Source organism: Rhizobium sp. B21/90 (assembly GCF_019355815.1).
Classification (GTDB): domain Bacteria; phylum Pseudomonadota; class Alphaproteobacteria; order Rhizobiales; family Rhizobiaceae; genus Rhizobium; species Rhizobium rhododendri.
In genome coordinates this window covers 97,017-121,442 of the sequence record NZ_CP072165.1, presented here as the reverse complement: position 1 = coordinate 121,442, position 24,426 = coordinate 97,017, and the positions used below count along the sequence as shown (strand labels likewise).

The following is a 24,426-nucleotide window of genomic DNA, read 5'->3' as shown; positions in this document are numbered from 1 at the left end:
GCATTAGAGGCTGTTTCGAGCAGTCTGCATCAGTTGCGCTTAAATAGGTATGGTGCGCTCGCTATTGTCACCCAGCTTTGCACGATGGTATGATTTGAAATGGAAGAATTTGAGAGAATAACCAATAAGTATAAGCCGGATTATATCGAGAAGCATTTTGAATCTCTCGAAGAAATACACGTATTTTCGCTTCAATTTTTTAAGGACGTTGCAGATATCTATGATGGTATAACGCGGCTGCGCAATCTGGACCGCAACCCATCGGGATTTTCAATCGATGACGCCCCAATCCTCGGATTGCTTGTAAGAGTGTCAAAACTCCTCAAGGAATGCGTGAAATCTCACAAAGCTGAAAATGCTGAGGTGATTGCGATTTTCGAACGGCCTTTGATCGAGGCAACAACGATCGCGACCTATCTCATGCGTAACGATGGTGCAGTGATGGAGGACTATCGCAAGTGCTCCTATAAAGATCGCCTAAGATTGCTAAGAAAGCTAAAGGAAGGATCGCCCTTCTCTGATACCAAAGCGGGCAAGCGTTTGCTTGCTTCCGTTCAAGACAAGTTGAATTTTGAAGGTCTTACAAAAGACGATTTTGCCGAGCAGAGGAAGAATAAATGGCGGTTGCAAGGAAAGAGCTTCCGCGACATTTTCGCGTCGGTTGAACGCGATTCCCTTTATCCGGCAACTTACGGCATGATGTCGGAGTCCATACACGGCTCCTGGAACGAGTCGATGGATTGGGGCTTAGTGCGAAATGAAGATGGCACCTTCGCAGCTTTCACAGACTATCGTCCAGCCGATATTCGATCAATCACGCCCGTTGTGAAGTTCACGATCACGCCTTTCCGTCTGTGGCTTCAACGGATCGACTGCTATGACGATAATTTGCAACGCACGATGGGCTGGATCGAACGCCTGAACATCCGGCTCTTCCAAAGCTTCGACAATCTTTATGCCGGCGAATACGACTGAAAGATACCAAGCCGGCTTAGCGCCTTCATCACCTGCGTCCGCCAAACGGCCACGTCAGCACGCCGCCCGCATAGAGCGCCCACCAGACTAGTACCGGCTGCAAGGCGAGCCTTGGGGCGTGGTACCACCAGCCGAGAACAGGTGGGGTGGGGGCGGAGAGGCTGTCGATGGCGTGCTTGATGTTGGCGGGGTAGACGCAGACGGCGTAAGCGGCGAGAGCGATGCCGGCGATGGCGCGCGTGCGGCCGGTGAGCAGGGCTGCGGCGCCTGCCAGTTCGCAGATCCCGGTGACGATAATCACCTCGTGCGGCTTGGGGACCCAGGTCGGGGTGATGGTGACGAACACGTCGGGCACGGCAAGATGAAACGCACCGGCGACCGCGTAGATCACGGCGAGCGGGATGCGTGCGCCCCAGCGCTGCGGCTTTGCCTCAGATGCCAGCATACCACTCATAGCCCCTGTCCTCCCAGAACCCGCCCTTGCCACCCCAGAGGTCGTCGAAGCGGTCGCGGATTTCGATGCGCATGAGATATTTCGCGTGCTTGTAGCCGAGATGGCGCTCGACGCGCAGCCGCAGCGGCGCTCCGTGCTCTACTTCCAGATCCTTGCCGTTCAGCGAATAGGCAAGGATCGACTGCGGATGGAACGCGTCGATGAGGTCGATGCTCTCGTAGTAGACACCGCTGCCGTCGAGGGTCTGCTCCAGTTCATCGGCACAATGCAAAACCACATAGCGGGCGCCCGGCTTCAGCCCCGCCGTCTGCAGGATCAGCCCGAGCGGCACGCCCTGCCATTTGCCGATAGCACTCCAGCCTTCGACACAGTCGTGGCGGGTGATCTGGGTGCGCGACGGCAGCTTCTTGAGGTCGGCCAGCGAGAATTCCATCGGCTGGTTGACCATGCCGTCGATCTTCAGGCGCCAGTCCACAAAGCCTGTTTCGCTCATGCGGACGTAATCCGGGCTGTTTGGCTGGGTCGAGCCGTTCGGATGGAAGCTCGGCGATATCTCGGCTTCGGTGAACTCTGGCGCCAGCGCCTGGTGCGACACCAGCAGGCGCTGGCTGCCCATGGTCAGCTTTTCCGCCATGGCCAGCACCTTCTGGACCTGCTGGTTGCCGGCGACATCGTCGCAGCCGGTAAGGCCGATGGCGCCGATGCCTGCGGCCGAACCGATCAGGAAGCGGCGACGGGAGAGGATCTTGCTCATGGCTTGGTCTCCGCGGATATCGCATAGCGGCCGGTCACCATGGAGCGCATATTGTTCCAGAGGCCAGACAGAATGACCATGATCACATGGACGACGACGAAGACTACGAGGCTCCAGGCGGCGATGAAGTGGATACCGCGGGCCGACTGGCGGCCGCCGAATATGTCGAGCAGGAAGGGATAGCCGGCATCCATCGCCGGAGACATGGTGAGCCCGGAGCCGATCATCAGCGGCAGCAGGATGAAGATCACGAGGATATAGGTCAGCTTCTGCAGCGCGTTATAGCGGCGCGCCTTCTCTCCCTTGGGAAAGCGCAGCCGGGCATGATCCTTTACCTCCTGCCAGACATTGCGCAGGGCTATGTCATGGGTGGTCGGTGCGAGGTCGCGACGGAAGTGGCCGCCGATCAGGCCGTAGAGAACGTAGAGCAGGCCGTTTATGACGAACAGCCAGGCGAAGAAGAAGTGCCAGCGCCGGCCGGTCGCCAGATCCTGGAAGCTCGGAATGGTGGCCCAGGCCGGAAAGGCCCTTGCTGTCATCTCGCCGTCCACCCGGGACGCGCCGAGCAGGCCGGTGGTGGTCAGCGTCAGGCTGCCGATGCGGGTGGTGCCGATGACCTTGTCACCGTTCTCGGTGCTGGCAATCTCGAACCATGATGGGTCCTCGACCGCTCCGTATTGTCCCCAGTGAAGCTGCGGATGGGCATTGAAGATCTGCATGCCGCTCATCAGCAGCAGCGTCAGACAGAGTACGTTGATCCAGTGGGTGACGCGGGTTACGACCGAGTGGCGCCTGATGTAGATCTTTGCCGGCGCTGGCGGCGGAGCGACCCCAATATCTTCGATGCTGGCCATGGGCAGTCCTCGTGCGATGCCGCTGACGCAGCCGGGTCATTTTGAAAGGCGACGGTGCTGTAGCGGACGAACAGAACAGCCCGACTGCATGATGCAGCCGGGCCGTATGACGATAGCGCATGAGCGCTGGATCACATAGGCGGAACGACGCCGTTGATGCCGACGACGACGCGGTCAGCCTCGACCATGTTGTCGCCTGCCGTAGTGCCGTTGATGATCACGCCGGCGCCAGCCTTAATGTCGCTCTTGGTGGCCGGGGCGATCGTGACGACAGGCGTGCCTGGTGGGATGGAGATCTTCTTCTCGCCGCCCTTGTAGGTCAGTGACAGCGTCGGACCGTTAACGGAGGTCACGGCGCTCGCAACCGTTGCATTGGTCATCGAGCTTTTCGGCTTCAGGTCCCAGCCGTAGTCGCCTTCGCCGGTGCCCTTCATGGCGGCCGGGAAGATCAGCACTTCCAGCGCGCCATTGACGCCGCTGTCGGTCGGCATGGAGGCAATCCCGACGAAGTCGCCTGGCTTGATGTCGCTGACGTCGGCCTTGACGATGCCGTTGACGGCCCAGCCGGACTTCAGCATGATCATCACATCCTTGCCTTCGCGCGACTTGACCTTCAGCGTATCGCCGCTCAGGCTTTCGACCACGCCGCGCACGCGGATCTTGTCGGCAGCCTGCGCACCCTGCAGGCCGATAGCGGAAATCATCAGTCCGGCGGCCAGCGCCAGGGCGCCCGTCTTCATCTGTTTGCTGTTCATGATTTTCTTCCTTGATTGACCGCCCAACCGGGCGGACTTCGGGCAATCGAGCACCTGCTGCCATGCCAATTTCGGGTCGCATGGCCAAAAAGCAAATTCGGACGTGCGCAATACATATACCGTATCGCTCAGGTGCGAGAGCAGCCAATCAATCTATAGTGAGACAGGAAGGCGAGTTTTACTGAAACTCCCCGCCCCCGGCCGCCGTTACCTATTTCTGTTTTTCACGGGCTGAGAGCGCCTCGGGCGAGATGGCCGAGGACATGGCAGACGAGGCGACCGACCACGATGGCGGAGATGTCGCTGATATCCGCCCGTGGCTGGAATTCGACGATGGAGAACCCGGCCAGCCGGCGACCTCGTAACGCTTCGGCGATCAGCGTGGTCATTTCCTCGAATGAAAATCCGCCCGGCGATACGGCGTTGACGCCCGGGCACGTTCCGGGATCCATTGCATCGCAGTCGATATGGATCAGCACCGCACCGTCTCTCGGAATGCCGCCGATCACGGTACCCAATCCCAGCCGTCGCGTTTCCGACACCGTCACCAGCCGCGAGCCCCAGGCTTCCGCCGCTTCAACCTCCGCCTGCCGCGCGCTGCCGACGGCGCGGATGCCGACCTGCATCATGGATGCAACGAACGGCAGTTCCGACGCCCGGCGCATCGTGCTGGAGTAACCGAGCCTTTCGTCGCCAATGTTGTCGCGCCAGTCGATATGGGCGTCGATCTGGAGAACATGCAGCGGCCCTGCTGCTCCGAGGCCGCGCATGAACGGGATGGCGACGGAATCGTCACCGCCGATCAGCACGGGAATGGCACCGGCGGCAAGGACGGCGCGCGTCGTGCGCTCGATATTTTCGCGGTTGGCGGCCGCATCCTGTGGATCGGTGACGACATCGCCGAGGTCAATGACCTCGAGCGCGCCGTCATTCAGCAAGGGGCCGCCGAAATCGAAGTCCCAGTTTTCGAGATGGACGCACGCAGCTGTAATTGCCCTGCGAACTGCCTCGGGACCTGTCTCGCCCTCTTGATTAGTGGCATCTGGATAGGGTGTGCCGTGCACGGCACCGAAGATCGCAACCGAGCCGGCGCGTGGCATGACTGCAGCCGGAATGTCGAGGAATGTCTGGCGCGCACCCTTCAATGTTTCGGTGAGATCGGTGTGCATATATTGCTCCTCGTTCGATGGTGCATCGCTCTGGACTTGCCTAGGCGCTCTTCCTCAGATGCTCGCGCATCGCTGGCAACGTGTCGATAGGGGGCAACGGACCGAAATAGTTTGAGTTCGACCCATTTCTCAATCAATGTGCCTTGAGTGTTTCCGCGGCGCAAAGCCAAGAGTGTCGTTTCCGCCCACTATGCTGTCAGCAGGAAAGGCATCGAAGTGAACAAGCCTATTGCTGCTATACCTGCATTCGAAAATGAAACGGAAGAGCGCGCGTTCTGGGAAGATAACGATTCCGCGCTTTATCTCGATTGGAGCAAAACCCAGACCGTAGTGCTTCCCAACCTGAAAAAGAGTGCAATGTCGTCTGAGCCAGATAACGGGCCGCGCACTGACTCATAAAAACTGTGGCCGCAAACGGCACGCAAGCCATCACCATGACCCTCACTTCCGCGCCGCGAGAAATCTCTCCATCGTGCCAAACGAGAATGCGGAGATCGGCAGGTCTGTTCGGCCATCGAGAGCGAGGTCTGCGAGTATTTCGCCGATGACGCTGGTGAACTTGAAGCCGTGGCCGGAACAGGGCGAGGCGACGACGATGCGCGGGTTGCCGGGCATCAGGTCGATCAGAAAATCCTCGCTCGGCAGCATGGTGTAGCGGCAGGTAATGGCGTTGACGCGCAGCCCGTTCGCAGCGGGCAGGCGCCTGGCGATGAAGGCGTCGAGGAGCGCCGTATCGGCGTCGTTCACCGGTGGATTGGGCTCGTTCGGATCGATCGGTTCGCGGAAATGCGCATGGCGACCGATCTTGACCCCGTCGACGCCGATGGCCGGAAATCCGAAATAGGAGCCGTCGTCGCCTTCGTCGCGTATGAAGGCGGGCATGCGCTGCGGCTGGGTCACGAAGCCGTCGCGCGGCTGGTACCAGGCGACCACCTGCCGGATCGGCACTGCATGCTCTTTCAACTGCGGCACGAGTTCAGAAATCCACGACCCGGTGGCGACGATCACCTTGTTTGCCCGATACTTGCCCACGGCAGACGTAACAGTCACGCCGGCGTCGTCAGGCTCGATCCCGGTGACTTTCTCGCCGAAATGCAGCACGGCACCGTCTTCGGCGGCAAGCCTTATATAGCCCGCGACAGCCGCTTCCGGGCGGATATAGCCTCCCTGAGGATCGAGCAGGGCGATCTCGCCGGCATCCAGTGAGAACACCGGAAACCGCGCCTTCATCGCCGCCCGGTCCAGCTCTTCGATGGTAAGATCGTGCAATTTGCAGGAGGCGCGCGTGCCTGTCACGATAGTGCTGTCGGGCGCGCCGATTTGCAGCACGCCGGTGATTGTCAGGACTTCGCTGCGCAGCCGCCCTTCCAGTGCCCGCCAGTTGGCATAGGCCCGCTGCAGCAGCGGCACATAGGACGGGTCCTCGAAATAGCCGAGCCGGATAAGCCGGCTGTCGCCATGGGAAGAGCCCAGCGTATGGGCCGGATAGTAGGCATCTATGCCGATGGCTTGCACGCCGCGGGCGGCAAGATGCGACAGGGCCGCGCTGCCCATGGCACCGAGACCGATGACGGCGACGTCGAATTGCGGTGTCATGGCTACATTCCCGATTTCAGTGAGGCGGCGGTGGCACGTCGCGGATCAGCGACCTGATCGCCTCGATGTCGCCGCCAAGCGGACGGTCGTCGGCATAATGCGCGACGCGGCTGCGGACAAGCCGGTAAATCGTCTCTGTGCCATCGGCGCGTGCTGCCACGTGGGACACGAAATCGTGTGCCTGTGCGGCTGCCATCAGTTCGATCGCAAAGATGTACTCGGCGTTGTCGAGCACCGCGAGCAACTTGTTGGCGGCCGCGGTCGGATGGGCGAGAAAATCCTCCTGCAACGCCGATGTCAGGCCGCCATCGGTGCTGGCGGGAGCAGCCAGTCGACGGTTTTCGTTGGCGAGCGCTGCCGCACTGTACTGGGCGATCATCAGGCCGGAATGGCTGCCTGCGTCGCTGGCGAGGAACGGCGGCAGGCCGCTCACCAGTGGATTGACCAGTCGGTCCATCCGGCGTTCGCTCATCGCAGCGATCTGCGCCAACGCAATCGCAAGGCCGTCCGCTGCCTGGCCGAGTGCCGGCGACACGGCATGGGCCTCCGAGGAGACGACGGGATGGTCCGGCGTGCCGTAGACGGCCGGATTGTCGGTGACGGAGGCCAGTTCCTGGTCGACCACGCGGGCGGAATTTTCGAAGACATCGCGGGCTGCGCCGTGGGCATGCGGGATTGCGCGCAGGCTGAGGGCATCTTGCGTGCGTTTGCCGAGCGATGCCGCAATCAGACCGCTGCCGGCGAGCCGCCGCCGTAACGATGCGCCGACTTTCTGGACGCCATCCGAAACCTTGAGGGCGAGCACGGTCTCGTCGAAGGCTGCCATCTGTCCGCCGGCTGCCTCGAGCGTCAGCGCGGCAATGGCATCCGCCCAGTCGAGAAGATTGGCTGCACGCGCCAGTGCCACGCAGGAAAGCCCGGTAGCGCAGGCCGTACCGTTGACGAGGCTGAGACCCTCCTTGGCGCCCAGCACCAGCGGCGCAAGGCCGATTGCCGCAAGCGCCTGTCCACCGGTCATCGGCTGTCCTGCAACATGGGCCGTCCCCTCGCCGATCAGCACCAGCGCCGTGTGGGCATTGTGGGTGAGGTAGCCTGCCGAGCCCCTGGAGGGGACGTCGGGAATGCAGTCCTTGTCGAGAAACGTCCGGAGGTGGTCGACGATCTCGCGGCGCACACCGGAATAGCCGTGGGAAAAATTGGCGATCTGGGCGGCGATGATCGCCCTGACTTCGCGCCGGGACAGAAGCGGTCCGACGCCGCAGGCATGGCTGAGGATGATGTTGCGTGACAGCTTGCTCTGCGATGCGAGGTCTACCACCGTATCCGACAGGGCGCCGACGCCGGTATTGATGCCGTAGGCCCGCTGGCCCGTTTCGACGATGCGGGCAACGATGCGGCTGGCATTGTCGATGCGCGCCCAGACTGCGGGGGCGAGCGACAGGCTTTCGCCGCCTGCGATGGCCGCGACGTCGCGCCAGCCGAGCTTTGCTTCGAGAGTGACGGTCATGGGATCAACTTCCGAAATTGCCGATGAACTGGCGGAAAGCCGGCGAGCCGCCGCCGCCGAACATCTCTTCCGGGCTGCCGGAACTGTCGATCAGCCCTTCGCGCATGAAGACGACGCGGTTGGAGACGTTGCGGGCAAAGCTCATCTCGTGGGTGACGACCAGCATGGTCATGCCCTCTTCTGCCAGCGCTCGCATGACGCGCAGCACCTCGCCAACCAGTTCCGGATCCAGCGCCGAGGTTGGTTCGTCGAACAGCATGACCTTCGGCTTCATCGCCAGCGCCCGGGCAATCGCCGCGCGCTGCTGCTGGCCACCGGAGAGATGGGCCGGATAGGCATGACGCTTGTCCGCGATGCCGACCTTCTCGAGCAGCGCCTCGGCGTCGGCGATGGCTTCCGCACGAGGCCGCTTCAGCACGTGGATCGGGCCTTCGATGACATTCTGCAGGATTGTCATGTGGGACCAGAGATTGAACGACTGGAACACCATGCCGAGTTCCGAGCGGATATGGTCGACCTGGCGGTTGCTCTCCGGCTTGCTCCGCCCGTTCTTGTGGATCATGCGGATCTGCTCGCCATCCACCCAGATTTCGCCGTCGTTGGCGACTTCGAGAAGGTTGATGCAGCGGAGGAATGTCGACTTGCCGGAGCCGGAAGCGCCGAGCAGGGATATGACGTCGCCGTCCTCGGCATCCAGCGAAATGCCGCGCAGCACCTCGTGGGTGCCAAAGCTCTTGCGGATATTGCGGACCGAAAGTCGGTTGACGCGGGCCATGGTCGCTCCAGTTCAGACTGCAATTATGCCTTCAAAGCCTGCGGCGCGGCGCGGCGATGGCGGGAGAGGCGATATTCGAGCAGACCGAAGGCCTGCAGGATGATGAAATTCAGGACGAGATAGATGACGGCGGCGCAGAGAAACACCTCCATCGTCCGGTAGGTGTGCGAGATCAGCCGCTGTGCGACGCCGGTTACCTCCCAGACGGTGACGAGGCTTGCGAGCGCCGTAGACTTCAACATCAGAACGATCTCGGTCGAATAGGCCGGCAGCGCATGGCGGAAGGCGATGGGTGCCAAGATGCGGCGCACCAGCAGGAAGCCGGACATGCCGATCGAGCGGGCCGCCTCGATCTCCTTCGGCGAAACGGCGCGGATGCCGCCGCGAAAGATTTCTGCCGTGTAGCCGGCCGTGCAGAGCGCCAGCGACAGCACGGCGCAGACAAAGGGCTCGCGCAGCAGCGGCCAGAGAAACGAGTAGCGGATGATCCCGAACTGGCCGAGGCCGTAAAAGATCAGGAACATCTGGATCAGCAGCGGCGAGCCGCGAAACACGAAGATATAGGCCTTGGCGAAGCCCGAAAGGATCGGATTGCCGCCGGTGCGCATCCAGACGAGCCCCAGCGCCAGCAGGCCGCCAAGGGTGATCGACGTGATGAACAGGGCCAGCGTCATCGGCAGGGCGGCGAGCAACGTGGCCATGGTCGATGACAGGAAGGCGATATCCATGGCTCAGGCCTTCCCCATCGTTGCCGACGGCATGCTGCGGTTGGCGCGACGTTCGGCGCGGTTGAAAACCTGGTCGGAAAGGCTGGTCAGGATCAGGTAGAGGCACCCGCCGGCGATGAAAAACAGGAAATAATGCCGCGTCGAGCCGGCCGCCACCTGGCTGGTGCGCATCAGTTCGGCGAGCCCGGTAACCGAGATCAGGGCCGAATCCTTGAGGCTCAGCTGCCAGACATTGCCGAGGCCGGGGATGGCAAGCCTGAGCACCTGCGGCAGGATGATCCGGCGGAAGCGCAGTCGCGTGCCCATGCCGATCGCCGAGGCGGCTTCTAGTTCGCCCTTCGAGATCGCCAAGTAGGCGCCGCGAAACACTTCAGCTTGGTAGGAGCCGGAGATGACCCCCACGGCAAGGGCGCCGGCGGCAAAGGACGGCAGGCCAAGGAAGCCGTCGTAGCCCAGTGCCTTGCCGATGGAGGTCAGGGCGCTCGAGCCGCCGAAATAGATGAGATAGATGATCAGCAGTTCAGGCACGCCGCGAAAGACGGTGGTGTAGGCATGGCCGAGCGCCCACAGAAGCCTGTTGCCGGAAAGCTTGGCTGCGGCGACGAGGGTGCCGAGAATGGCGCCGATTGCCAGCGCCGCTGCAGTGACGGCGAGCGTCAGCAGCGTTGCCACGAGAAGCAGGGCGCCCCACCCGGTCGAACCGAAGCCCAGCAGTTGCAATGTCGACATCTGTTATTCCGAAATGGCGAAAACAGCGGATGCCCCCGGCCCTATCGACCGGAGGCATCGGTTCGATAGGTTATTTCGGGCTGACGTCGGTCTTGAACCACTTCATCGACAGGGCTTTGACGGTGCCATCGTCGAGTGCCGACTTGATGGCTGCGCTGAACATGTCGCGCAGGTCTGTATCGGACTTGCGAACGCCGAGGCCTTCGCCGATACCCCAGATGGGTCCCGCAATCTGCGGGCCGGAGAAGCCGAGCGCTCCGTTGGCAGCTTCGAAGGCGGTTTCGAAATAGACGGCGTCGTCGAAGCCGAGGTCGATGCGGCCGTTCTGCAGGTCGAGGTCGCGGTCTGCGCCGGTCTTGTATTCGCGGATCGTGGCGATGTCTGCAAAGTTGTCATAGACGAACTTGGCGTAGACGGTGGCTGCCTGGATGCCGATGGTCTTGCCCTTGAAGGCTGTCTTCAGCGCTTCGATCTCCGCCACGCCGGTCTGGCCGGGCGCCATGGTGATCGTCTTGCCGGTACCGGCTGCGTTGGCCAGCGGGCTGTCTTTGGCAACGGCAAAGGCTGCCGGGGTGGCGGCATAGGGAATGGTGAAGTCGATGACCTGCTTGCGCTCGTCGGTGATCGACAGGGCATCCATGATGATGTCGAACTTGCCGGCGTTGAGCGCCGGGATCATGCCGTCCCAATCGGAGGCCACGAGCTTGCACTCGACCTTGGCCTTTTCGCAAAGCACCTTGGCAAGCTCCGGCTCGAAGCCGCCCAGCGTACCGTCGGCATTGGTCATGTTCCAGGGCGCATAGGCGCCTTCGAGCGTGATGGTGACGGTTTTCCAATCCTTGGCTTCGGCGGCAGGTCCGGCAAGGGTGGCCAGCGCCACGGCGCCCGATAGTAGCAATGCATTGATTTTCATGGTCTCTCCTCTGGGGCAAAATTGGCCGCGTCGTTGCACTGCCGGTCTGTGCCAGGTTGCTGCCTCGACATGGCCTCGGTGGAAAATGGTTTAAAGCCAATGCACCATATGAGATTTCGGAGGCGCGGCAAGCCGCCCCTTATTTAATATGCAAATTTGATTGCTGCTCAAGGATTGGGCGATCCAGTCTGCGTCTCGCATAGGCCTCGCTGCGACATAAGTCTATATTTATGAAAATGCCGGATATGCCTCAGAAACTTCAAGCATTTCTGATAGATCTATGATTCTCAAATTTCGGTGATGAACGGAGACAGCCGCCGATGGCCATTCGCCCCCTATTGATCGGTCTCACTCTCATTCTTGCTCTGGTGATGATCGTGCTCAGCATTCTGCTGGTCAATCCGACGCACACCATCCGCCAGGCCGAGCCGTTTGCGCCGCAGCAACCTGGTGCAAATCCGCAGCAGTAAGCTGGTATTGTCGGGCGGAGGACCCCACCTACGGAACTGTCTACTACGCGGTGCGTTTGTCGGGCAAGTTCACAAGGAAAAGTCCAATGCGAGTAATGATAGCCGTCGTAACGATCATGGTGGTGTCTGTTCTCAGCCTGTCGATGCTGACACCGGCGGGCGAAGAGCTGACCGGCAAGGGTTCCAAGCTGGAAGCGTCCATCAACTAGGTAATAAGCTTGCACCTGCTCTCGCGGACGGGATATCTTTTTTCTAAACTGAAAGCAGACGCGTCATGGTAGCGACGAACCGCTTTCGGATCCCGTCTCGCCCGATATGCCTTCCACCGCTGACCTGCTTCCGCCCAAGTGCCCAGACACTGTCGACCCGTACGCCTCCGGCAAACATCCAGTGATCCAGCAACTGGTCGCCTTCCAGATAGGGCACGGCCGATACATCGAGTGACACGAGATCGGCGTAGTTTCCTTTTTCCAGCCCTGTCGCGGTTTGGAGCGCGATACCACCGCCCACCAACGCCTGATCGAACAGAGCGCGACCGGTTGAGCCGTTTTGCGGTGCGACTACGTTTCGGGCGCGGAGGTCGAGGCGCTGTGAATACTCCAACTGGCGCAACTCCTCAGGCACCGAGATCAGGACGTTCGAGTCCGAGCCGATGCCGAACCGCCCTCCCTCTGACAGGAACTGCGGGGCAGGAAATGTCCCGTCTCCAAGGTTGGCCTCGGTGATCGGGCAGAGGCCTGCCACGGCGCCGCTCTTCGCCATGCGTGTCGTTTCATCCTCCGTCATATGTGTCGCATGGATCAGGCACCAGCGCGCATCGACATCGGCATGGTCGAGCATCCATTCGACGGGCCGTGCGCCGGACCACGCAATGCAGTCCTCGATTTCCTTGACCTGCTCTGCGACGTGGATGTGGATTGGCCCGTTCCGCCCAAGCTCTGCGGCAAAACTCAGTTCTTCCGGCGTCACCGCCCGCAGGCTATGCGGCGCAAGGCCGAGCACGCCGCCTTCCAGTGCGCCAATCACCTGCCGGCATCCCTCCATCAGCGTCGCAAAGCTATCCGGCGTATTGATAAAGCGGCGCTGGCCCTCGATCGGCTGACCGCCTCCGAAACCGGACCGCGCGTAAAGCACCGGCAGCAGCGTCAGTCCGATGCCGGCTTGACTGCTGGCAGCGCCGATGCGTTCGGCCAATTCGGCGATGTTGGCATAGGGCCTACCGTCCTTGTCGTGGTGCAGGTAGTGGAATTCCCCGACGCGGCAAAAGCCGGCCTCCAGCATCTCCATATAGAGTTCGGCCGCGACCGCCTCGACATCCTCGGGCGTCATCGTCAGGGCGAACTTGTACATCACCGTCCGCCAGCTCCAGAAACTGTCGCTGCCGGGGCCTCGCACTTCGGCAAGACCTGCCATCGCCCGCTGGAAAGCGTGGCTGTGCAGGTTTGGCATGGCGGGTACGAGCACTGCGTGGCGCTCGTCGGCTGCCTCAGCCGGTACGCCCGCAGCGATGCTGACGATGCGCCCGTCGGCAATCTCTATGCGTACGTTCTTCTGCCAGCCGGTTGGCAAAAGGGCTGATCCTGCGTGAAGTCCAACCATCGGCATTCCCCTTCTATTTGCGGGCGATCCGTCCTAGGTTCCTCGCCAGCTGCCATATTTTTGCTTGTCACACGACTATTATGTATATACATGTTAGGCCATAAAGAAAGGCGCAAAGCTGATGACCGGGAACAATTCCTCCGAACAGAATACCGCATTTCTAGGCCGCCCCCGTCTGCTGCGCAACGCCCGCCTTGCGACGCTGGACAGCCGCCTGCCCGGCCTTGGCATTATCGAAAAGGCTGCAATCGTCGTCGAAAATGGGCTCATTGCCTATGCGGGTCCGGAGAGCGAATTGCCGGTCTGGGCTATCGAGACCGCCGATATCCTCGACCTTGAAGGTCGCTGGGTGACACCCGGGCTGGTAGATTGCCACACGCACATCATCTATGGCGGCAATCGCGCCCGCGAGTTCGAGATGCGGCTCGAAGGCGCTACCTACGAAGAAGTTGCGCGCGCCGGTGGCGGCATCGTTTCCTCGGTCAATGCCACCAACGCCCTGTCCGTCGAAGGACTGGTCGCGGCCGCCTTGCCGAGGCTAAATACGCTGCTGGCCGAAGGCGTGACCACTATCGAAATCAAATCCGGCTACGGGCTGAACGTCGACGCCGAACTGCGGATATTGCGCGCCGCCCGAGCCATTGAGCGCATCCGTCACGTCCGCGTCGTCACCTCCTATCTCGCAGCACACGCGACGCCCGTCGACTACAAGGGGCGCAACGATGCCTATATCGACGAGGTTGTGCTTCCCGGCATGCGGCAGGGCGCGGCGGAAGGCCTCATCGATGCCGTCGACGGATTTTGCGAAGGTATCGCATTCTCGCCATCAGAAATCGCCCGGGTGTTCGACGCTGCCAAGGCGCTCGGCCTGCCGGTCAAGCTGCATGCCGAGCAGCTTTCCAATCTCGGTGGCGCCAGGCTCGCTGCATCCTACGGGGCCCTGTCGGCCGATCATCTCGAATATCTGGATGCTGCAGGCGTGGCTGCACTTGCCGCGAGCGGCACGGTGGCCGTGCTGCTGCCCGGCGCCTTCTATGCCATCAACGAGAAGCAGAAGCCGCCGGTCAAGCTGTTGCGAGACGCCGGGGTGAAGATCGCCATTGCCACCGACAGCAATCCCGGCACCTCGCCGCTGACATCCCTGCTGCTCACCATGAACATGTCGGCGACCCTGTTCGGCCTGACGGTCGAGGAGTGCATTGCCGGGACGACCCGCGAGGCCGCGCGGGCCCTAGGCGTGCTTGCTGAAACCGGAACTATCGAGGTCGGGAAATCGGCGGATCTCGCCATCTGGAACGTCGATAGCCCGGCCGAACTTGTCTACCGGATTGGTTTCAATCCGCTTTATGCGCACCTGTTCAAGGGCGAGAGGATCGATCGATGACCATCACACTCCATCCAGGCTCGGTGACGCTCGCCGATCTCTCGACTATCTACTGGACGGGCGAAGCTGTCGTCCTCGATCGCTCGTTCGACGCCGGTATCGAGCGCGCCGCCGCCCGTATCGCCGAGATTGCCGCCGGCAATGCGCCGGTCTATGGCATCAACACCGGCTTCGGCAAACTGGCGTCGATCAAGATCGACCGTGCCGATGTCGCGACGCTGCAGCGCAATCTGATCCTCTCCCATTGCTGCGGCGTCGGCCAGCCCCTGGCCGAGAATATCGTCCGGCTGATCATGTCCCTGAAGCTGGTGTCGCTCGGGCGCGGCGCCTCTGGCGTGCGGCTCGAAATGGTACGGCTGATCGAGGCGATGCTTGAGAGGGGCGTTATCCCCGTCATTCCGGAAAAAGGCTCTGTCGGCGCCTCCGGCGACCTCGCGCCGCTCGCCCACATGGCGGCGGTCATGATGGGTGAAGGAGAAGCATTTTTAGCCGGCGAACGAATGAGCGGTGGTGCGGCATTGGAAAAGGCCGGGCTGACGCCGATAGTGCTGGCCGCTAAGGAAGGCCTGGCGCTGATCAACGGCACGCAGACCTCGACGGCGCTGGCGCTCGCAGGCCTCTTCCGCGCCCACAGGGCCGCCCAGGCGGCGCTGATCACAGGAGCGCTGTCGACCGATGCGGCGATGGGCTCGTCGGCGCCGTTTCATGCCGATATCCACACCCTGCGCGGCCATCAGGGCCAGATCGACACGGCGGCGGCGTTGCGGGCGCTGCTCGACAATTCGGTCATCCGCGCAAGCCATATCGAGGGCGACGAGCGCGTCCAGGATCCCTATTGCATCCGCTGCCAGCCACAGGTCGACGGCGCCTGCCTCGATCTGTTGCGCCAAGTGGCGAAAACGCTGCAGATCGAAGCCAATGCGGTGACCGACAATCCGCTGGTGCTGTCAGACAATTCCGTCGTCTCCGGCGGTAATTTCCACGCCGAGCCCGTGGCCTTCGCCGCAGACCAGATCGCGCTCGCCGTCTGCGAGATCGGCGCCATCGCCCAGCGCCGCATTGCGCTCCTGGTCGATCCGGCGCTGTCGCATGGCCTGCCGGCATTCCTTGCCAAAAAGCCCGGGCTCAATTCCGGACTGATGATCGCCGAGGTAACATCTGCCGCGCTGATGTCGGAGAACAAGCAGATGTCGCACCCGGCCTCGGTCGATTCCACACCGACCTCCGCCAACCAGGAGGACCACGTCTCCATGGCCTGCCACGGCGCCCGCAGACTGCTGCAGATGACCGACAACCTGTTTGGCATAATCGGAATCGAAGCGCTAACGGCGGCCCAGGGGATCGAGTTCCGCGCGCCGCTGGTCACCAGCGCCGAACTCACCGCCGCAGTCGCCGCCATCCGCCGCGTCGTGCCGACGCTCGACGAGGACCGCTACATGGCAAACGACCTTGCAGCAGCCAGCGACCTGGTATCATCTGGCACACTGAATGCATCGGTGTCGCGCGGCATCCTGCCGGCGCTGGAGGGTTGATCACATGGAGGCTATTCCAAGCGGCAGTTTATGGACGCCAAGGTCGCCCAGGCCGTGGGGACCAGCGGGCGCCCTCCCAACTTCCCTCATCCCTGTGCTCGTCACAGGGATCCAGTGCGCCGCGTCTGCGGCGCAGGAGGCTTCCTTCGCTTCAAAAGTGTCCTTTCACGGCGCAGACGCGCCGTGGCTAGATTCCTGTGACAGGCACAGGAATGAGGGTGTGGTTGGTGCCGTCGCGGGTGCAGCGGCCATGCGTAGTCTGGACGCCAACGAGCGGATAGTTGGCCACCGGGGTGACGGGGTGGGCGTTGCGTATGCCGATTTTACATCTGCGCAAGCCAAGGAGACCAGTCAATGAGCGTACCTGTTTTCGAAGTCCGCCAGGGCTCCTCGCCCGTTGTGCTCGCCTTCCCCCATACAGGCACCGACGTACCAGCGGATATCTGGGAGCGGCTTAACGACAATGGCCGCGTTCTCGCCGATACCGACTGGCACATCCACCGGCTCTACGACGGCCTGCTCGACGACGCGACGACTGTGCGGGCCACCTTCCATCGCTATGTCATCGACGCCAATCGTGATCCCGATGGATCGAGCCTTTATCCCGGTCAAAATACCACCGGCCTGATCCCGGGTACGGATTTCGACGGCAAGCCGATCTGGAAGGATGGTGCCGAGCCTTCCGACGGCGACACCCACGCCCGGCTGTCCGCCTTCCATGCACCCTATCATGCGGCCCTCGCTGCCGAGATCGCACGCGTCAAGGCGATCCATGGCATTGCCGTGCTCTATGACTGCCACTCGATCCGTGCCCACATTCCCTTCCTGTTCGAGGGCACGCTTCCGGATCTCAACATCGGCACCGATATGGGCAAGACCTGCGCGCCGGAGATCGAGGCTGCAACCGTGGCCATCGCCGCTGGAGCGGTCGGCTACACCAGCACGCTGAATGGCCGTTTCAAGGGCGGCTGGACGACCCGTCATTATGGCCAGCCGGCATCGGGCGTCCATGCCATCCAGATGGAGCTGGCGCAATCGACCCATCTAGCCGCCGAAGCTCCGCCCTTCGCCTATGATCCTGAAAAGGCCGAGGCGCTGCGCATTCCGCTCAAATCCATCCTGTCGCGCATCGAACAGATCGCGCTCGACCTCATCAGCTAAGGGGATTTCGCCATGACCAATTCACGCCACAACATCCGCGAGATCCGCGCGCCGCGCGGGCCGGAGCTCACCACCAAGAGCTGGATGACAGAAGCGCCGCTGCGCATGCTGATGAACAATCTCGACCCTGACGTCGCCGAAAACCCCAACGAACTCGTCGTCTACGGCGGTATCGGCCGGGCGACACGCACCTGGGAAGACTTCGACAGCATCGTCGCGACCCTGAAGACGCTCACCGAAGAAGAGACGCTGCTGGTGCAATCCGGCAAGCCGGTCGGCGTGTTCCGCACCCACAAGGATGCGCCGCGCGTGCTGATCGCAAATTCCAACCTCGTGCCACACTGGGCGACATGGGATCATTTCAACGAGCTCGATAAAAAGGGCCTTGCGATGTATGGCCAGATGACGGCCGGCTCGTGGATCTATATCGGCGCCCAAGGCATCGTTCAGGGCACTTATGAGACTTTCGTCGAGGCAGGACGCCAGCACTATGGCGGCAGCCTCAAGGGCAAATGGATCCTCACCGGCGGTCTCGGAGGTATGGGCGGCGCGCAGCCGCTCGCCGCGGTCATGGCCGGTGCCTGCTGCCTCGCCGTCGAATGCGACGAAACCCGCGCCGATTTCCGCCTGCGCACCCGCTATGTCGACGAAAAGACCGACAGCCTCGACGAGGCGCTTGCCAAAATCGATGCCTGGACCAAGGCCGGCGAGGCAAAGTCGATCGCGCTGATCGGCAATGCCGCCGAAATATTCCCCGAGCTTTTCAAGCGCGGCGTCCGGCCGGATATCGTCACCGACCAGACCTCCGCCCACGATCCGCTGCACGGCTACCTGCCGCTTGGCTGGACCGTGGCCGAATGGAAGTCCAAACAGGAGACTGCGCCGAAGGAAGTCGAGGCCGCTGCGCGCGCCTCGATGAAGATCCACGTCGCCGCCATGGTCGATTTCTGGAACGCCGGCGTGCCGACGCTCGATTACGGCAACAACATCCGCCAGGTCGCGAAAGACGAGGGTCTGGAGAATGCCTTCGCCTTCCCCGGCTTCGTCCCGGCCTATATCCGGCCGCTGTTCTGCCGCGGCATCGGCCCGTTCCGCTGGGCGGCGCTGTCGGGCGATCCGGAGGATATCTACAAGACCGACGCCAAGGTGAAGGAACTGACGCCCGGTAACACCCATTTGCACAACTGGCTCGACATGGCGCGTGAACGCATCGCCTTCCAGGGCCTGCCCGCCCGCATCTGCTGGGTGGGTCTCGGCGACCGCGACCGGATCGGTCTGGCCTTCAACGAAATGGTCAAGAACGGCGAGCTTTCGGCGCCCGTCGTCATCGGCCGCGATCATCTCGATAGTGGCTCCGTCGCCTCGCCGAACCGCGAGACCGAGGCTATGAAGGATGGCTCGGACGCCGTCTCCGACTGGCCGCTGCTCAACGCCCTGCTGAATACCGCCTCGGGCGCCACCTGGGTATCGATCCATCACGGCGGCGGCGTCGGCATGGGCTTTTCACAGCATGCCGGCATGGTCATCTGCTGCGACGGCTCGGAAGACGCCGCCCGCCGCATCGCCCGCGTCCTCTGGAACGACCCCGCCACCGGCGTCATGCGCCACGCCGACGCCGGCTACGAAATCGCTATCGACTGCGCCAAGGAAAAGGGCCTGCGCCTGCCGGGAATTCTCGGCAACTGAGCTCGCGAGGTCGGTAAAGGCCGCCGCCTTTGGTGGCGGCCTTGGGGGATTGAGTCGCAGCGGGGCGTGGATTGGCGATTTTTTCCGGCACGACGCGAGTAAGTCCCGCTGGTGATCTAGGAACGGTGCCAAAAGCGGAGAACTTCGCGTGACAACGCCGACATGGCGCGCGCAGCATCTTCACGTTTCATCTGCAACGCATCGCAAACGTGCTGTAATTCCACCCTGTCGGCCAACCTGTCAACGACCCACAAAGCTTTGCGTCCGATATCGCCGCCATAGGCATTTTCCGCCTTCGTGACTGCGTCTTGCGAAATCGCGCCGTGATGATCTATCAGCATGCCGAGATCGATTGCATCGCGATATGCGACTGCGCGATCCTGGCACCGGTCGGCATTGGCAAGCAATTTCTCCGCCATCATGTCGCTCGGCAAAAGGACTGGTACGCCGAGCCCAGCATTCATTATGCCGTCCAGCGGAATGCGGCTTTCCCGAACGATTTCGAAACGGATCGTTTGTTCGTCGAGCGAGAGCAGCGTGCGTACGCCATACTGATCTGCCCTCACTTCGCGTAAGGCTGTAACCGGCGCCGCAAACAGGCCACCGACACCCTTTTCGACGGCGAGGCTGCGCATGGCACGGTAGCCATCCATATCGGCACAAAGGAAGTCTACGTCGAGGGAACGACGGTATTCGCCGTGCATCATGACAACGGCCGTGCCTCCGGCAAACCAGCAACGATTTAACACGAGAAGTGTCGGATCCATAAGCCTCAATGCCTTGGCAATTATCCGATGCTCCGGTCGCTGGAAGTCAGTCATGTGGTTCCTGCCCTCTGTGGCGACCGGGTGCGTGGCGGCTACCTTGAAACCAATAGTTCCCCGTGTCCGAACCGAGCGGTCAGCTCTTCGATAAGGGCTTTCTCACTGGGTGTCAGTCGCTGCCGATCGACAAAGCGCCAGTTCCGCTCGTAAATTGCAAACGCCTCGGCTGCGGCAACCGGGCGTGTCGCATCCCGGCTCCACACTATCAGGGCAAGCTCCGGGTAATCTGCAGGAACGATCATCATATCGGCATTGATTGTCATGGTGGCATAATAGGCCAAGATCGGTGTCCGGGGAAGAGCGGCCGATTTTTGTAATCAAGTTCGAAGGCATTCGAGGCAGGGTCGTGAAGTTAATTGCGTGACTGTCGTTCACTTGTTATGGATGTCATAAGAGCTATGAAAGCTCGGGTCTTTATCTAAGATATCGTAGTTTTTTGCTGATTGACGAAACGGCTTGATCCCGGTCTTTCAACGAAAAACAAAAGGAACCGCGGCACCAACGCCCCGAAAAAGATCCACCACCGCTCGCTGGCGCAGACAGTGTTGTCGCGGCGCGTATGGTCGGGTAGTTCTTGTTCTTCACGCGGCGGAATGACGAGGGACATCAGGATGACGGACGAGCCGGTTTCGGATAGCAAGCTGACCACTTCCAAGCGGCGGTGGGCGGCGGAGGGCAAGTTTCTGACCGGTCGCATCAGCCGGGCGGAGAGCGAACGTTTGCCGCCGGGGCAGCATCTGGTGAAGAACTGGCCGGTGCTCGATCTCGGCACCCAGCCGGAGATCGCGATTTCCAGCTGGCGGCTGGAGGTCGGTGGCCGGGTCGAGGCGCCGCTATCGCTCGACTGGGCGGCATTCGGCGCCCTTGAGCAAAGCAGCAAGGTCAGTGACATGCACTGCGTCACCACATGGTCGCGCTATGACAACAAATGGGACGGGGTTTCCACCCGCGATCTTCTCGATCAAGTCATGCCCAAGGCGGATGCCGACTACGTGATGCTGACCAGCTATGACGGCTATACGACGAACCTGCCGCTGGCCGATTTCGCGGCCGAGGACGCCATCCTTGCGACCGCCTGGGAAGGCCAGCCGCTTAGCCGCGATCACGGCGGACCAATGCGCCTCGTTGTGCCGCATCTCTATCTCTGGAAGAGCGCCAAATGGCTGCGCCGCATCGATCTTATGAAATCGGACAAGGCTGGTTTCTGGGAGAAGAACGGCTATCACATGCGCGGCGATCCCTGGCGGGAGCAGCGCTACACGGAAGACTGAACTCGACATTACGCCGGCAATTTGCCGATACCTCAAACGCACTCGGCGCAATTGAGCCGAGAGTGACGCCTGTCGGCTCTTCAATTTTACCGTGATCGCAGCGGGGCACGGAACTTAGCCCCGCTCCATGTGTTCCCCTGCCATCGCATATCACAATGACAGGAGAGCATGATGTTTCTCAAATTATTTGCCGCCTCGACACTCGCTTTGAGCATGGCTACCGCTGTTGTCGCGGAGCCGCTCACCCTGCGCGTCACTCCAAAAGGTCCGCGCGTAGTTACCGTTTACAGCGCCGTTATCGATCACTCCAAGGATGCAATCTCGCCAAGCGGTATCATCAATGTCGACCTGCCGTTCACGGGCACCACCAACCGCACGCCGATCCGTATCCAGTGCGATTCAAACCCGACGACGTCTGTGATGCGCAGCAACACTTTCGATGCTGCACCGCTTTCTGACTGCCCGTAAGGGCGGCGTGGCGCGGTCTCGCCTCAAGCGGCCTCTATGTCCGTAGCAGCAAAGCCGTTGCCAGAAAAAAGCAACGGCTGGCGGTACAATCGTCCTCCATTCCCGGTCGTCTGTTGACGCCGGGCTGGCGCTTGCAAGCATGCTGCCGATGGCGACCTATATCCAGGCCGATCTCGCTGTCGATGCCGACAGGGCAAGGCTGGTCGCCGGGGCGGTTGCCCAATGGGGCCGGCTCGACGTGCTTGTGAACAATGCCGGCATCAGCCGCGTCATTCCCCATTCCGATATGGCTGCGGCCACGCCGGCGATCTGGCATGAGCTCTACGAGGTCAACGTCGTCGCGCCGTTCCGGCTGGTGGCCGAGGCAGAACCGGCGCTGCGAGCAGCCGCTGGCACGGGACGACCGGGCTCTGTCGTCAATATTTCCTCCCATGCCGGTATCCGCCCCAAGGGTGCCTCCATCCCCTACGCTGCTGCAAAGGCGGCACTCAACCATGCGACGCAGCTGATGGCCCTGTCGCTGGCACCCGATATCCGCGTCAATGCCGTCGCGCCCGGTCTGGTCGATACGCCGCTGACGGCGGACTGGACTGCCGCACAGGATTTGTGGCGAAACCATTCGCCGATGCGCCGGGCGGCGACACCGGAAGACATCGCGCACGCTGTCTGGATGCTTGTCTCTTCGGACTATGCGACGGGAGAGATACTGTTGCTGGACGGCGGTATCAATCTCACCTAGTCCCAGCCCCAAAAGCCGTCCTGGCCCTCAGTGCGGGTGGTGTTGAAGCCGCGCTGGCGCCGGCTCCTCGGCAAGGTCGTCGAGAACGTCACGCAGTGTCCTTGCGATATCCAGCCGACCGCTTTTCAGCGCGGCACGGTGGGCTTGCGAGCAGAGATCCTGCAACGTCGCGCTCTCCTCGACGACGGGCACGACGGGGAAAACGATGCCTGCATATTGCGAGGGTGTGCCGTCTGCGTTTCGAAAGCAGCGGCCGAAGGCCATGATCTCGGTATAAAAACCTCTTGCAGACCGGACGCGGTAATTTTGCTGGCAGGGATACCCCGAAACCACGGCTTCATGCACGGCTTTTGCCACACGCGCCTTATCTTCCGGATGGACGCGATCGAGGTATCGCTCCATCGGCAGGCCGACCATCGTTTCTGACGGATCTAGGCCGAAAAGGGAGGCGAAAGCGCTATCGGCGAAGAATTGGTCGGTTTCGATATCCCAGGTGAAAACTCCCGAGTCCATCGGAGATGGCTGCGAATTCCGGACCAAAATCTTGTCTTTTGCCATGTACCTCTCCATGCCCGTTATTCAACATGAGCGCGCGGGCAGGCCTCTGCAAGGGACAAAAGGGCATGGCGCTGAAAAATATCGACGTTTCCTCGTCAGAATGCGTCGTAAGTACCCGCGTCATGCCGGAAAATCATCGACTTGCCGACGTGCCTGCCTCACCGCCCTTGCATTTCACTCGCGTGCCGGACAGCGGCCACGAAGGAGATCTCAGTCTTGATCTCCCGCGTCGACATCGACGTGACCGTTCGGCGCACGCCCGGCAGGCGGCTGAGCTCCTGACGCAGCTGGCGATCGAGTGCCACCATGTCGACGGCCAGGATATGTAGCAGGTAGTCGGCGTCGCCGGTCGTCGCATGACAGCGCCAGATCAGCGGGTTTTTCCGGACTGCTTCCTCGAACGCGTCCGACAGTTCGAAATCGATAGATACCTGGACAAACGCCTCGAGGCCGAAGCCGAGCTGGGCCGGATCGAGCGTCGTGGTGTATCCCCGGATGAGACCGGCAGCCTCCAGAGCCTTGACGCGCTTCCAGCAGGGCGTCTTGCTCAGCCCGACCTGCTCGGCCAGCGCTGCGAACGACATGCGGGCATCGCCTTCCAGCGCCGAAACGATTTTGAGATCCACCGGGCTTAAGATCATCGTTCTCTCTCTTCGCGCTAAAACAGAGCGATCGTTCTATCAGCTACGCATACTGCATGACAGAAAGGAACAATGTTCGAGAGAATATTTCGTATTCTTCCGAAAAAGAGCTGCTCAATAAGGGGACCAAAATGGATAAGCAGGAATACTGGGAGCGTATCGAGACACCCGATATGAAGGATTACGGCGTCTATCTGCAGTGCGACAAGCTGCTTACCTGCCAGAAGCCTCTGTCTGAAATGGCCAATGCAGACGAACTGCAGTTTCAGATCGTCCACCAGGTAGAGGAGCTGTGGATGAAGCTCATCGCCTACACGCTGGTCGAGGTGATCGGCTACATCGAGGAAGACAATCCCCACCGTATCGTCACGTTGATGGGCCGGGTGCACCGGCTGATGCGGATGATGACCACGCAACTCGATATGCTGGAAACGATGTCGCCGAAGGAATACCAGGAAATCCGCCTTCAACTCGGCAATGGCAGCGGACAGGAGTCACCGGGCTTCAAACTGCTGCTGCGTATGCCTGCCGATCTCTGGCGAGCCTTCAAGGCGACCTATCTGGATGGAAAGGGCCTCACCGTCGACGATGTCTATGACGGCAAGTACGACCATGGTGACAGCTATGTGGTGGCCGAGGCGCTGATAGAGTTCGACGAACTTTTCCAGAAGTTCCGCGCCAACCATGTCTACCTCATCCACCGCTCGATCGGGCTTGGATCAAAATCGCTGAAGGGTCGGCCGGTAGATCTTCTGCAAGCCGGCGCCCGGCACCGCTTTTTCCCCGATCTCTGGGATGTCCGCTGTTCGATGACGGACGCCTGGGGTAGCCAGTATGGCGTCGTCAGGGACAGTATCTCGAAGCCGGAGGCCGTGGCAGAATAA

27 protein-coding genes and 1 pseudogene are annotated in these 24,426 nt (G+C 61.4%); 12 read left to right on the top strand and 16 right to left on the bottom strand.

From position 1 onward, the window contains the following. The first annotated feature begins 99 nt into the window (after positions 1 to 99). Positions 100 to 975, top strand: coding sequence for a DUF5677 domain-containing protein (locus tag J5278_RS28555; RefSeq protein ID WP_209185684.1), 876 nt, complete (start codon positions 100 to 102; stop codon positions 973 to 975). Between the two features lie 28 nt (positions 976 to 1,003). Here J5278_RS28555 and J5278_RS28550 read toward each other — a convergent pair whose 3' ends face one another. The 5 genes from J5278_RS28550 to J5278_RS28530 all read right to left on the bottom strand — a co-directional run bounded on the left by J5278_RS28550 (position 1,004) and on the right by J5278_RS28530 (position 4,961). Further along, complete coding sequence (locus tag J5278_RS28550) at positions 1,004 to 1,429, bottom strand: DoxX family protein (protein WP_247749827.1); 426 nt, start codon at positions 1,427 to 1,429, stop codon at positions 1,004 to 1,006. Further along, the gene (locus J5278_RS28545) at positions 1,407 to 2,183 is read right to left on the bottom strand and encodes a molybdopterin-dependent oxidoreductase (protein WP_209185683.1); all 777 of its coding nucleotides are present in this window, start codon (positions 2,181 to 2,183) and stop codon (positions 1,407 to 1,409) included. Before J5278_RS28545 ends, J5278_RS28550 begins: the two co-directional genes overlap by 23 nt. After that, positions 2,180 to 3,037 (bottom strand): cytochrome b/b6 domain-containing protein, encoded by an 858-nt coding sequence (locus tag J5278_RS28540; protein WP_209185682.1) that lies wholly within the window; start codon positions 3,035 to 3,037, stop codon positions 2,180 to 2,182. Before J5278_RS28540 ends, J5278_RS28545 begins: the two co-directional genes overlap by 4 nt. A 131-nt stretch (positions 3,038 to 3,168) precedes the next feature. Continuing rightward, a complete protein-coding gene (locus tag J5278_RS28535) occupies positions 3,169 to 3,792 on the bottom strand; it encodes a hypothetical protein (protein WP_209185681.1) in 624 nt (207 codons plus the stop codon). A 224-nt stretch (positions 3,793 to 4,016) separates the two neighbouring features. Next, on the bottom strand, positions 4,017 to 4,961 hold the full coding sequence (locus J5278_RS28530; protein ID WP_209185680.1) for an arginase family protein: 945 nt from the start codon (positions 4,959 to 4,961) through the stop codon (positions 4,017 to 4,019). 216 nt (positions 4,962 to 5,177) lie between these two features. Here J5278_RS28530 and J5278_RS28525 point away from each other — a divergent pair, with 216 nt between their 5' ends. Beyond that, positions 5,178 to 5,360, top strand: coding sequence for a CopG family antitoxin (locus tag J5278_RS28525; RefSeq protein ID WP_142824899.1), 183 nt, complete (start codon positions 5,178 to 5,180; stop codon positions 5,358 to 5,360). Between the two features lie 42 nt (positions 5,361 to 5,402). Here J5278_RS28525 and solA read toward each other — a convergent pair whose 3' ends face one another. The 6 genes from solA to J5278_RS28495 form a co-directional block, all read right to left on the bottom strand. Next, the gene (gene solA / locus J5278_RS28520; RefSeq protein WP_142824900.1) at positions 5,403 to 6,557 is read right to left on the bottom strand and encodes an N-methyl-L-tryptophan oxidase; all 1,155 of its coding nucleotides are present in this window, start codon (positions 6,555 to 6,557) and stop codon (positions 5,403 to 5,405) included. Between the two features lie 16 nt (positions 6,558 to 6,573). Then, positions 6,574 to 8,064 carry a histidine ammonia-lyase gene (hutH, locus tag J5278_RS28515; protein ID WP_209185679.1) on the bottom strand — a complete coding sequence of 497 codons (1,491 nt, stop codon included), beginning with the start codon at positions 8,062 to 8,064 and terminating at the stop codon, positions 6,574 to 6,576. A 4-nt stretch (positions 8,065 to 8,068) separates the two neighbouring features. Then, the gene (locus J5278_RS28510) at positions 8,069 to 8,839 is read right to left on the bottom strand and encodes an ABC transporter ATP-binding protein (protein ID WP_142824902.1); all 771 of its coding nucleotides are present in this window, start codon (positions 8,837 to 8,839) and stop codon (positions 8,069 to 8,071) included. A 23-nt stretch (positions 8,840 to 8,862) separates the two neighbouring features. After that, entirely contained in the window at positions 8,863 to 9,567 is a 705-nt protein-coding gene (locus J5278_RS28505; protein WP_111221120.1) for an ABC transporter permease, read from the bottom strand. 3 nt (positions 9,568 to 9,570) lie between these two features. After that, a complete protein-coding gene (locus tag J5278_RS28500) occupies positions 9,571 to 10,296 on the bottom strand; it encodes an ABC transporter permease (RefSeq protein ID WP_111221121.1) in 726 nt (241 codons plus the stop codon). A 70-nt stretch (positions 10,297 to 10,366) separates the two neighbouring features. Next, on the bottom strand, positions 10,367 to 11,209 hold the full coding sequence (locus J5278_RS28495) for a transporter substrate-binding domain-containing protein (protein ID WP_209185677.1): 843 nt from the start codon (positions 11,207 to 11,209) through the stop codon (positions 10,367 to 10,369). A gap of 320 nt (positions 11,210 to 11,529) precedes the next feature. On the opposite strand from J5278_RS28495, the gene J5278_RS28490 reads away from it, so the two are divergent. Together J5278_RS28490 and J5278_RS31410 are read left to right on the top strand one after the other, a co-directional pair. Further along, positions 11,530 to 11,679 carry a hypothetical protein gene (locus tag J5278_RS28490; RefSeq protein ID WP_162854770.1) on the top strand — a complete coding sequence of 50 codons (150 nt, stop codon included), beginning with the start codon at positions 11,530 to 11,532 and terminating at the stop codon, positions 11,677 to 11,679. A gap of 86 nt (positions 11,680 to 11,765) precedes the next feature. After that, on the top strand, positions 11,766 to 11,888 hold the full coding sequence (locus J5278_RS31410; RefSeq protein WP_257623516.1) for a hypothetical protein: 123 nt from the start codon (positions 11,766 to 11,768) through the stop codon (positions 11,886 to 11,888). Positions 11,889 to 11,931: 43 nt separating this feature from the next. Here J5278_RS31410 and J5278_RS28485 read toward each other — a convergent pair whose 3' ends face one another. Further along, a complete protein-coding gene (locus J5278_RS28485; protein ID WP_209185676.1) occupies positions 11,932 to 13,278 on the bottom strand; it encodes a formimidoylglutamate deiminase in 1,347 nt (448 codons plus the stop codon). Between the two features lie 121 nt (positions 13,279 to 13,399). Between J5278_RS28485 and hutI the strand changes: the two genes are divergently transcribed. From hutI to hutU, 4 genes are all read left to right on the top strand, one after another. After that, positions 13,400 to 14,662 carry an imidazolonepropionase gene (hutI, locus tag J5278_RS28480; protein WP_209185675.1) on the top strand — a complete coding sequence of 421 codons (1,263 nt, stop codon included), beginning with the start codon at positions 13,400 to 13,402 and terminating at the stop codon, positions 14,660 to 14,662. Beyond that, positions 14,659 to 16,194, top strand: coding sequence for a histidine ammonia-lyase (hutH, locus tag J5278_RS28475; RefSeq protein WP_209185674.1), 1,536 nt, complete (start codon positions 14,659 to 14,661; stop codon positions 16,192 to 16,194). The genes hutI and hutH (J5278_RS28475) overlap by 4 nt, the downstream gene beginning before the upstream one ends. A 354-nt stretch (positions 16,195 to 16,548) precedes the next feature. Continuing rightward, a complete protein-coding gene (hutG, locus tag J5278_RS28470) occupies positions 16,549 to 17,355 on the top strand; it encodes an N-formylglutamate deformylase (protein ID WP_209185673.1) in 807 nt (268 codons plus the stop codon). Between the two features lie 12 nt (positions 17,356 to 17,367). Next, positions 17,368 to 19,041 (top strand): urocanate hydratase, encoded by a 1,674-nt coding sequence (hutU, locus tag J5278_RS28465; RefSeq protein ID WP_209185672.1) that lies wholly within the window; start codon positions 17,368 to 17,370, stop codon positions 19,039 to 19,041. A gap of 116 nt (positions 19,042 to 19,157) precedes the next feature. On the opposite strand, the gene J5278_RS28460 is transcribed toward hutU, so the two are convergent. Then, a complete protein-coding gene (locus J5278_RS28460; protein WP_209185671.1) occupies positions 19,158 to 19,862 on the bottom strand; it encodes a nucleotidyl transferase AbiEii/AbiGii toxin family protein in 705 nt (234 codons plus the stop codon). A gap of 38 nt (positions 19,863 to 19,900) precedes the next feature. Continuing rightward, complete coding sequence (locus J5278_RS28455) at positions 19,901 to 20,128, bottom strand: hypothetical protein (RefSeq protein WP_209185724.1); 228 nt, start codon at positions 20,126 to 20,128, stop codon at positions 19,901 to 19,903. 348 nt (positions 20,129 to 20,476) lie between these two features. On the opposite strand from J5278_RS28455, the gene J5278_RS28450 reads away from it, so the two are divergent. The 3 genes and pseudogenes from J5278_RS28450 to J5278_RS28440 form a co-directional block, all read left to right on the top strand. Then, the gene (locus tag J5278_RS28450) at positions 20,477 to 21,136 is read left to right on the top strand and encodes a sulfite oxidase-like oxidoreductase (protein ID WP_209185670.1); all 660 of its coding nucleotides are present in this window, start codon (positions 20,477 to 20,479) and stop codon (positions 21,134 to 21,136) included. 171 nt (positions 21,137 to 21,307) lie between these two features. After that, complete coding sequence (locus tag J5278_RS28445; protein WP_142824913.1) at positions 21,308 to 21,604, top strand: hypothetical protein; 297 nt, start codon at positions 21,308 to 21,310, stop codon at positions 21,602 to 21,604. Between the two features lie 70 nt (positions 21,605 to 21,674). Continuing rightward, positions 21,675 to 22,343, top strand: a pseudogene (locus J5278_RS28440) (SDR family NAD(P)-dependent oxidoreductase); the annotation flags it as partial. Positions 22,344 to 22,370: 27 nt separating this feature from the next. On the opposite strand, the gene J5278_RS28435 reads toward J5278_RS28440, so the two are convergent. Both J5278_RS28435 and J5278_RS28430 read right to left on the bottom strand, forming a co-directional pair. Next, positions 22,371 to 22,901, bottom strand: coding sequence for a PAS domain-containing protein (locus tag J5278_RS28435; RefSeq protein WP_142824917.1), 531 nt, complete (start codon positions 22,899 to 22,901; stop codon positions 22,371 to 22,373). A gap of 158 nt (positions 22,902 to 23,059) precedes the next feature. Further along, entirely contained in the window at positions 23,060 to 23,542 is a 483-nt protein-coding gene (locus J5278_RS28430) for an Lrp/AsnC family transcriptional regulator (RefSeq protein ID WP_142824918.1), read from the bottom strand. 131 nt (positions 23,543 to 23,673) lie between these two features. Here J5278_RS28430 and J5278_RS28425 point away from each other — a divergent pair, with 131 nt between their 5' ends. Further along, complete coding sequence (locus J5278_RS28425) at positions 23,674 to 24,426, top strand: tryptophan 2,3-dioxygenase family protein (protein WP_142824919.1); 753 nt, start codon at positions 23,674 to 23,676, stop codon at positions 24,424 to 24,426.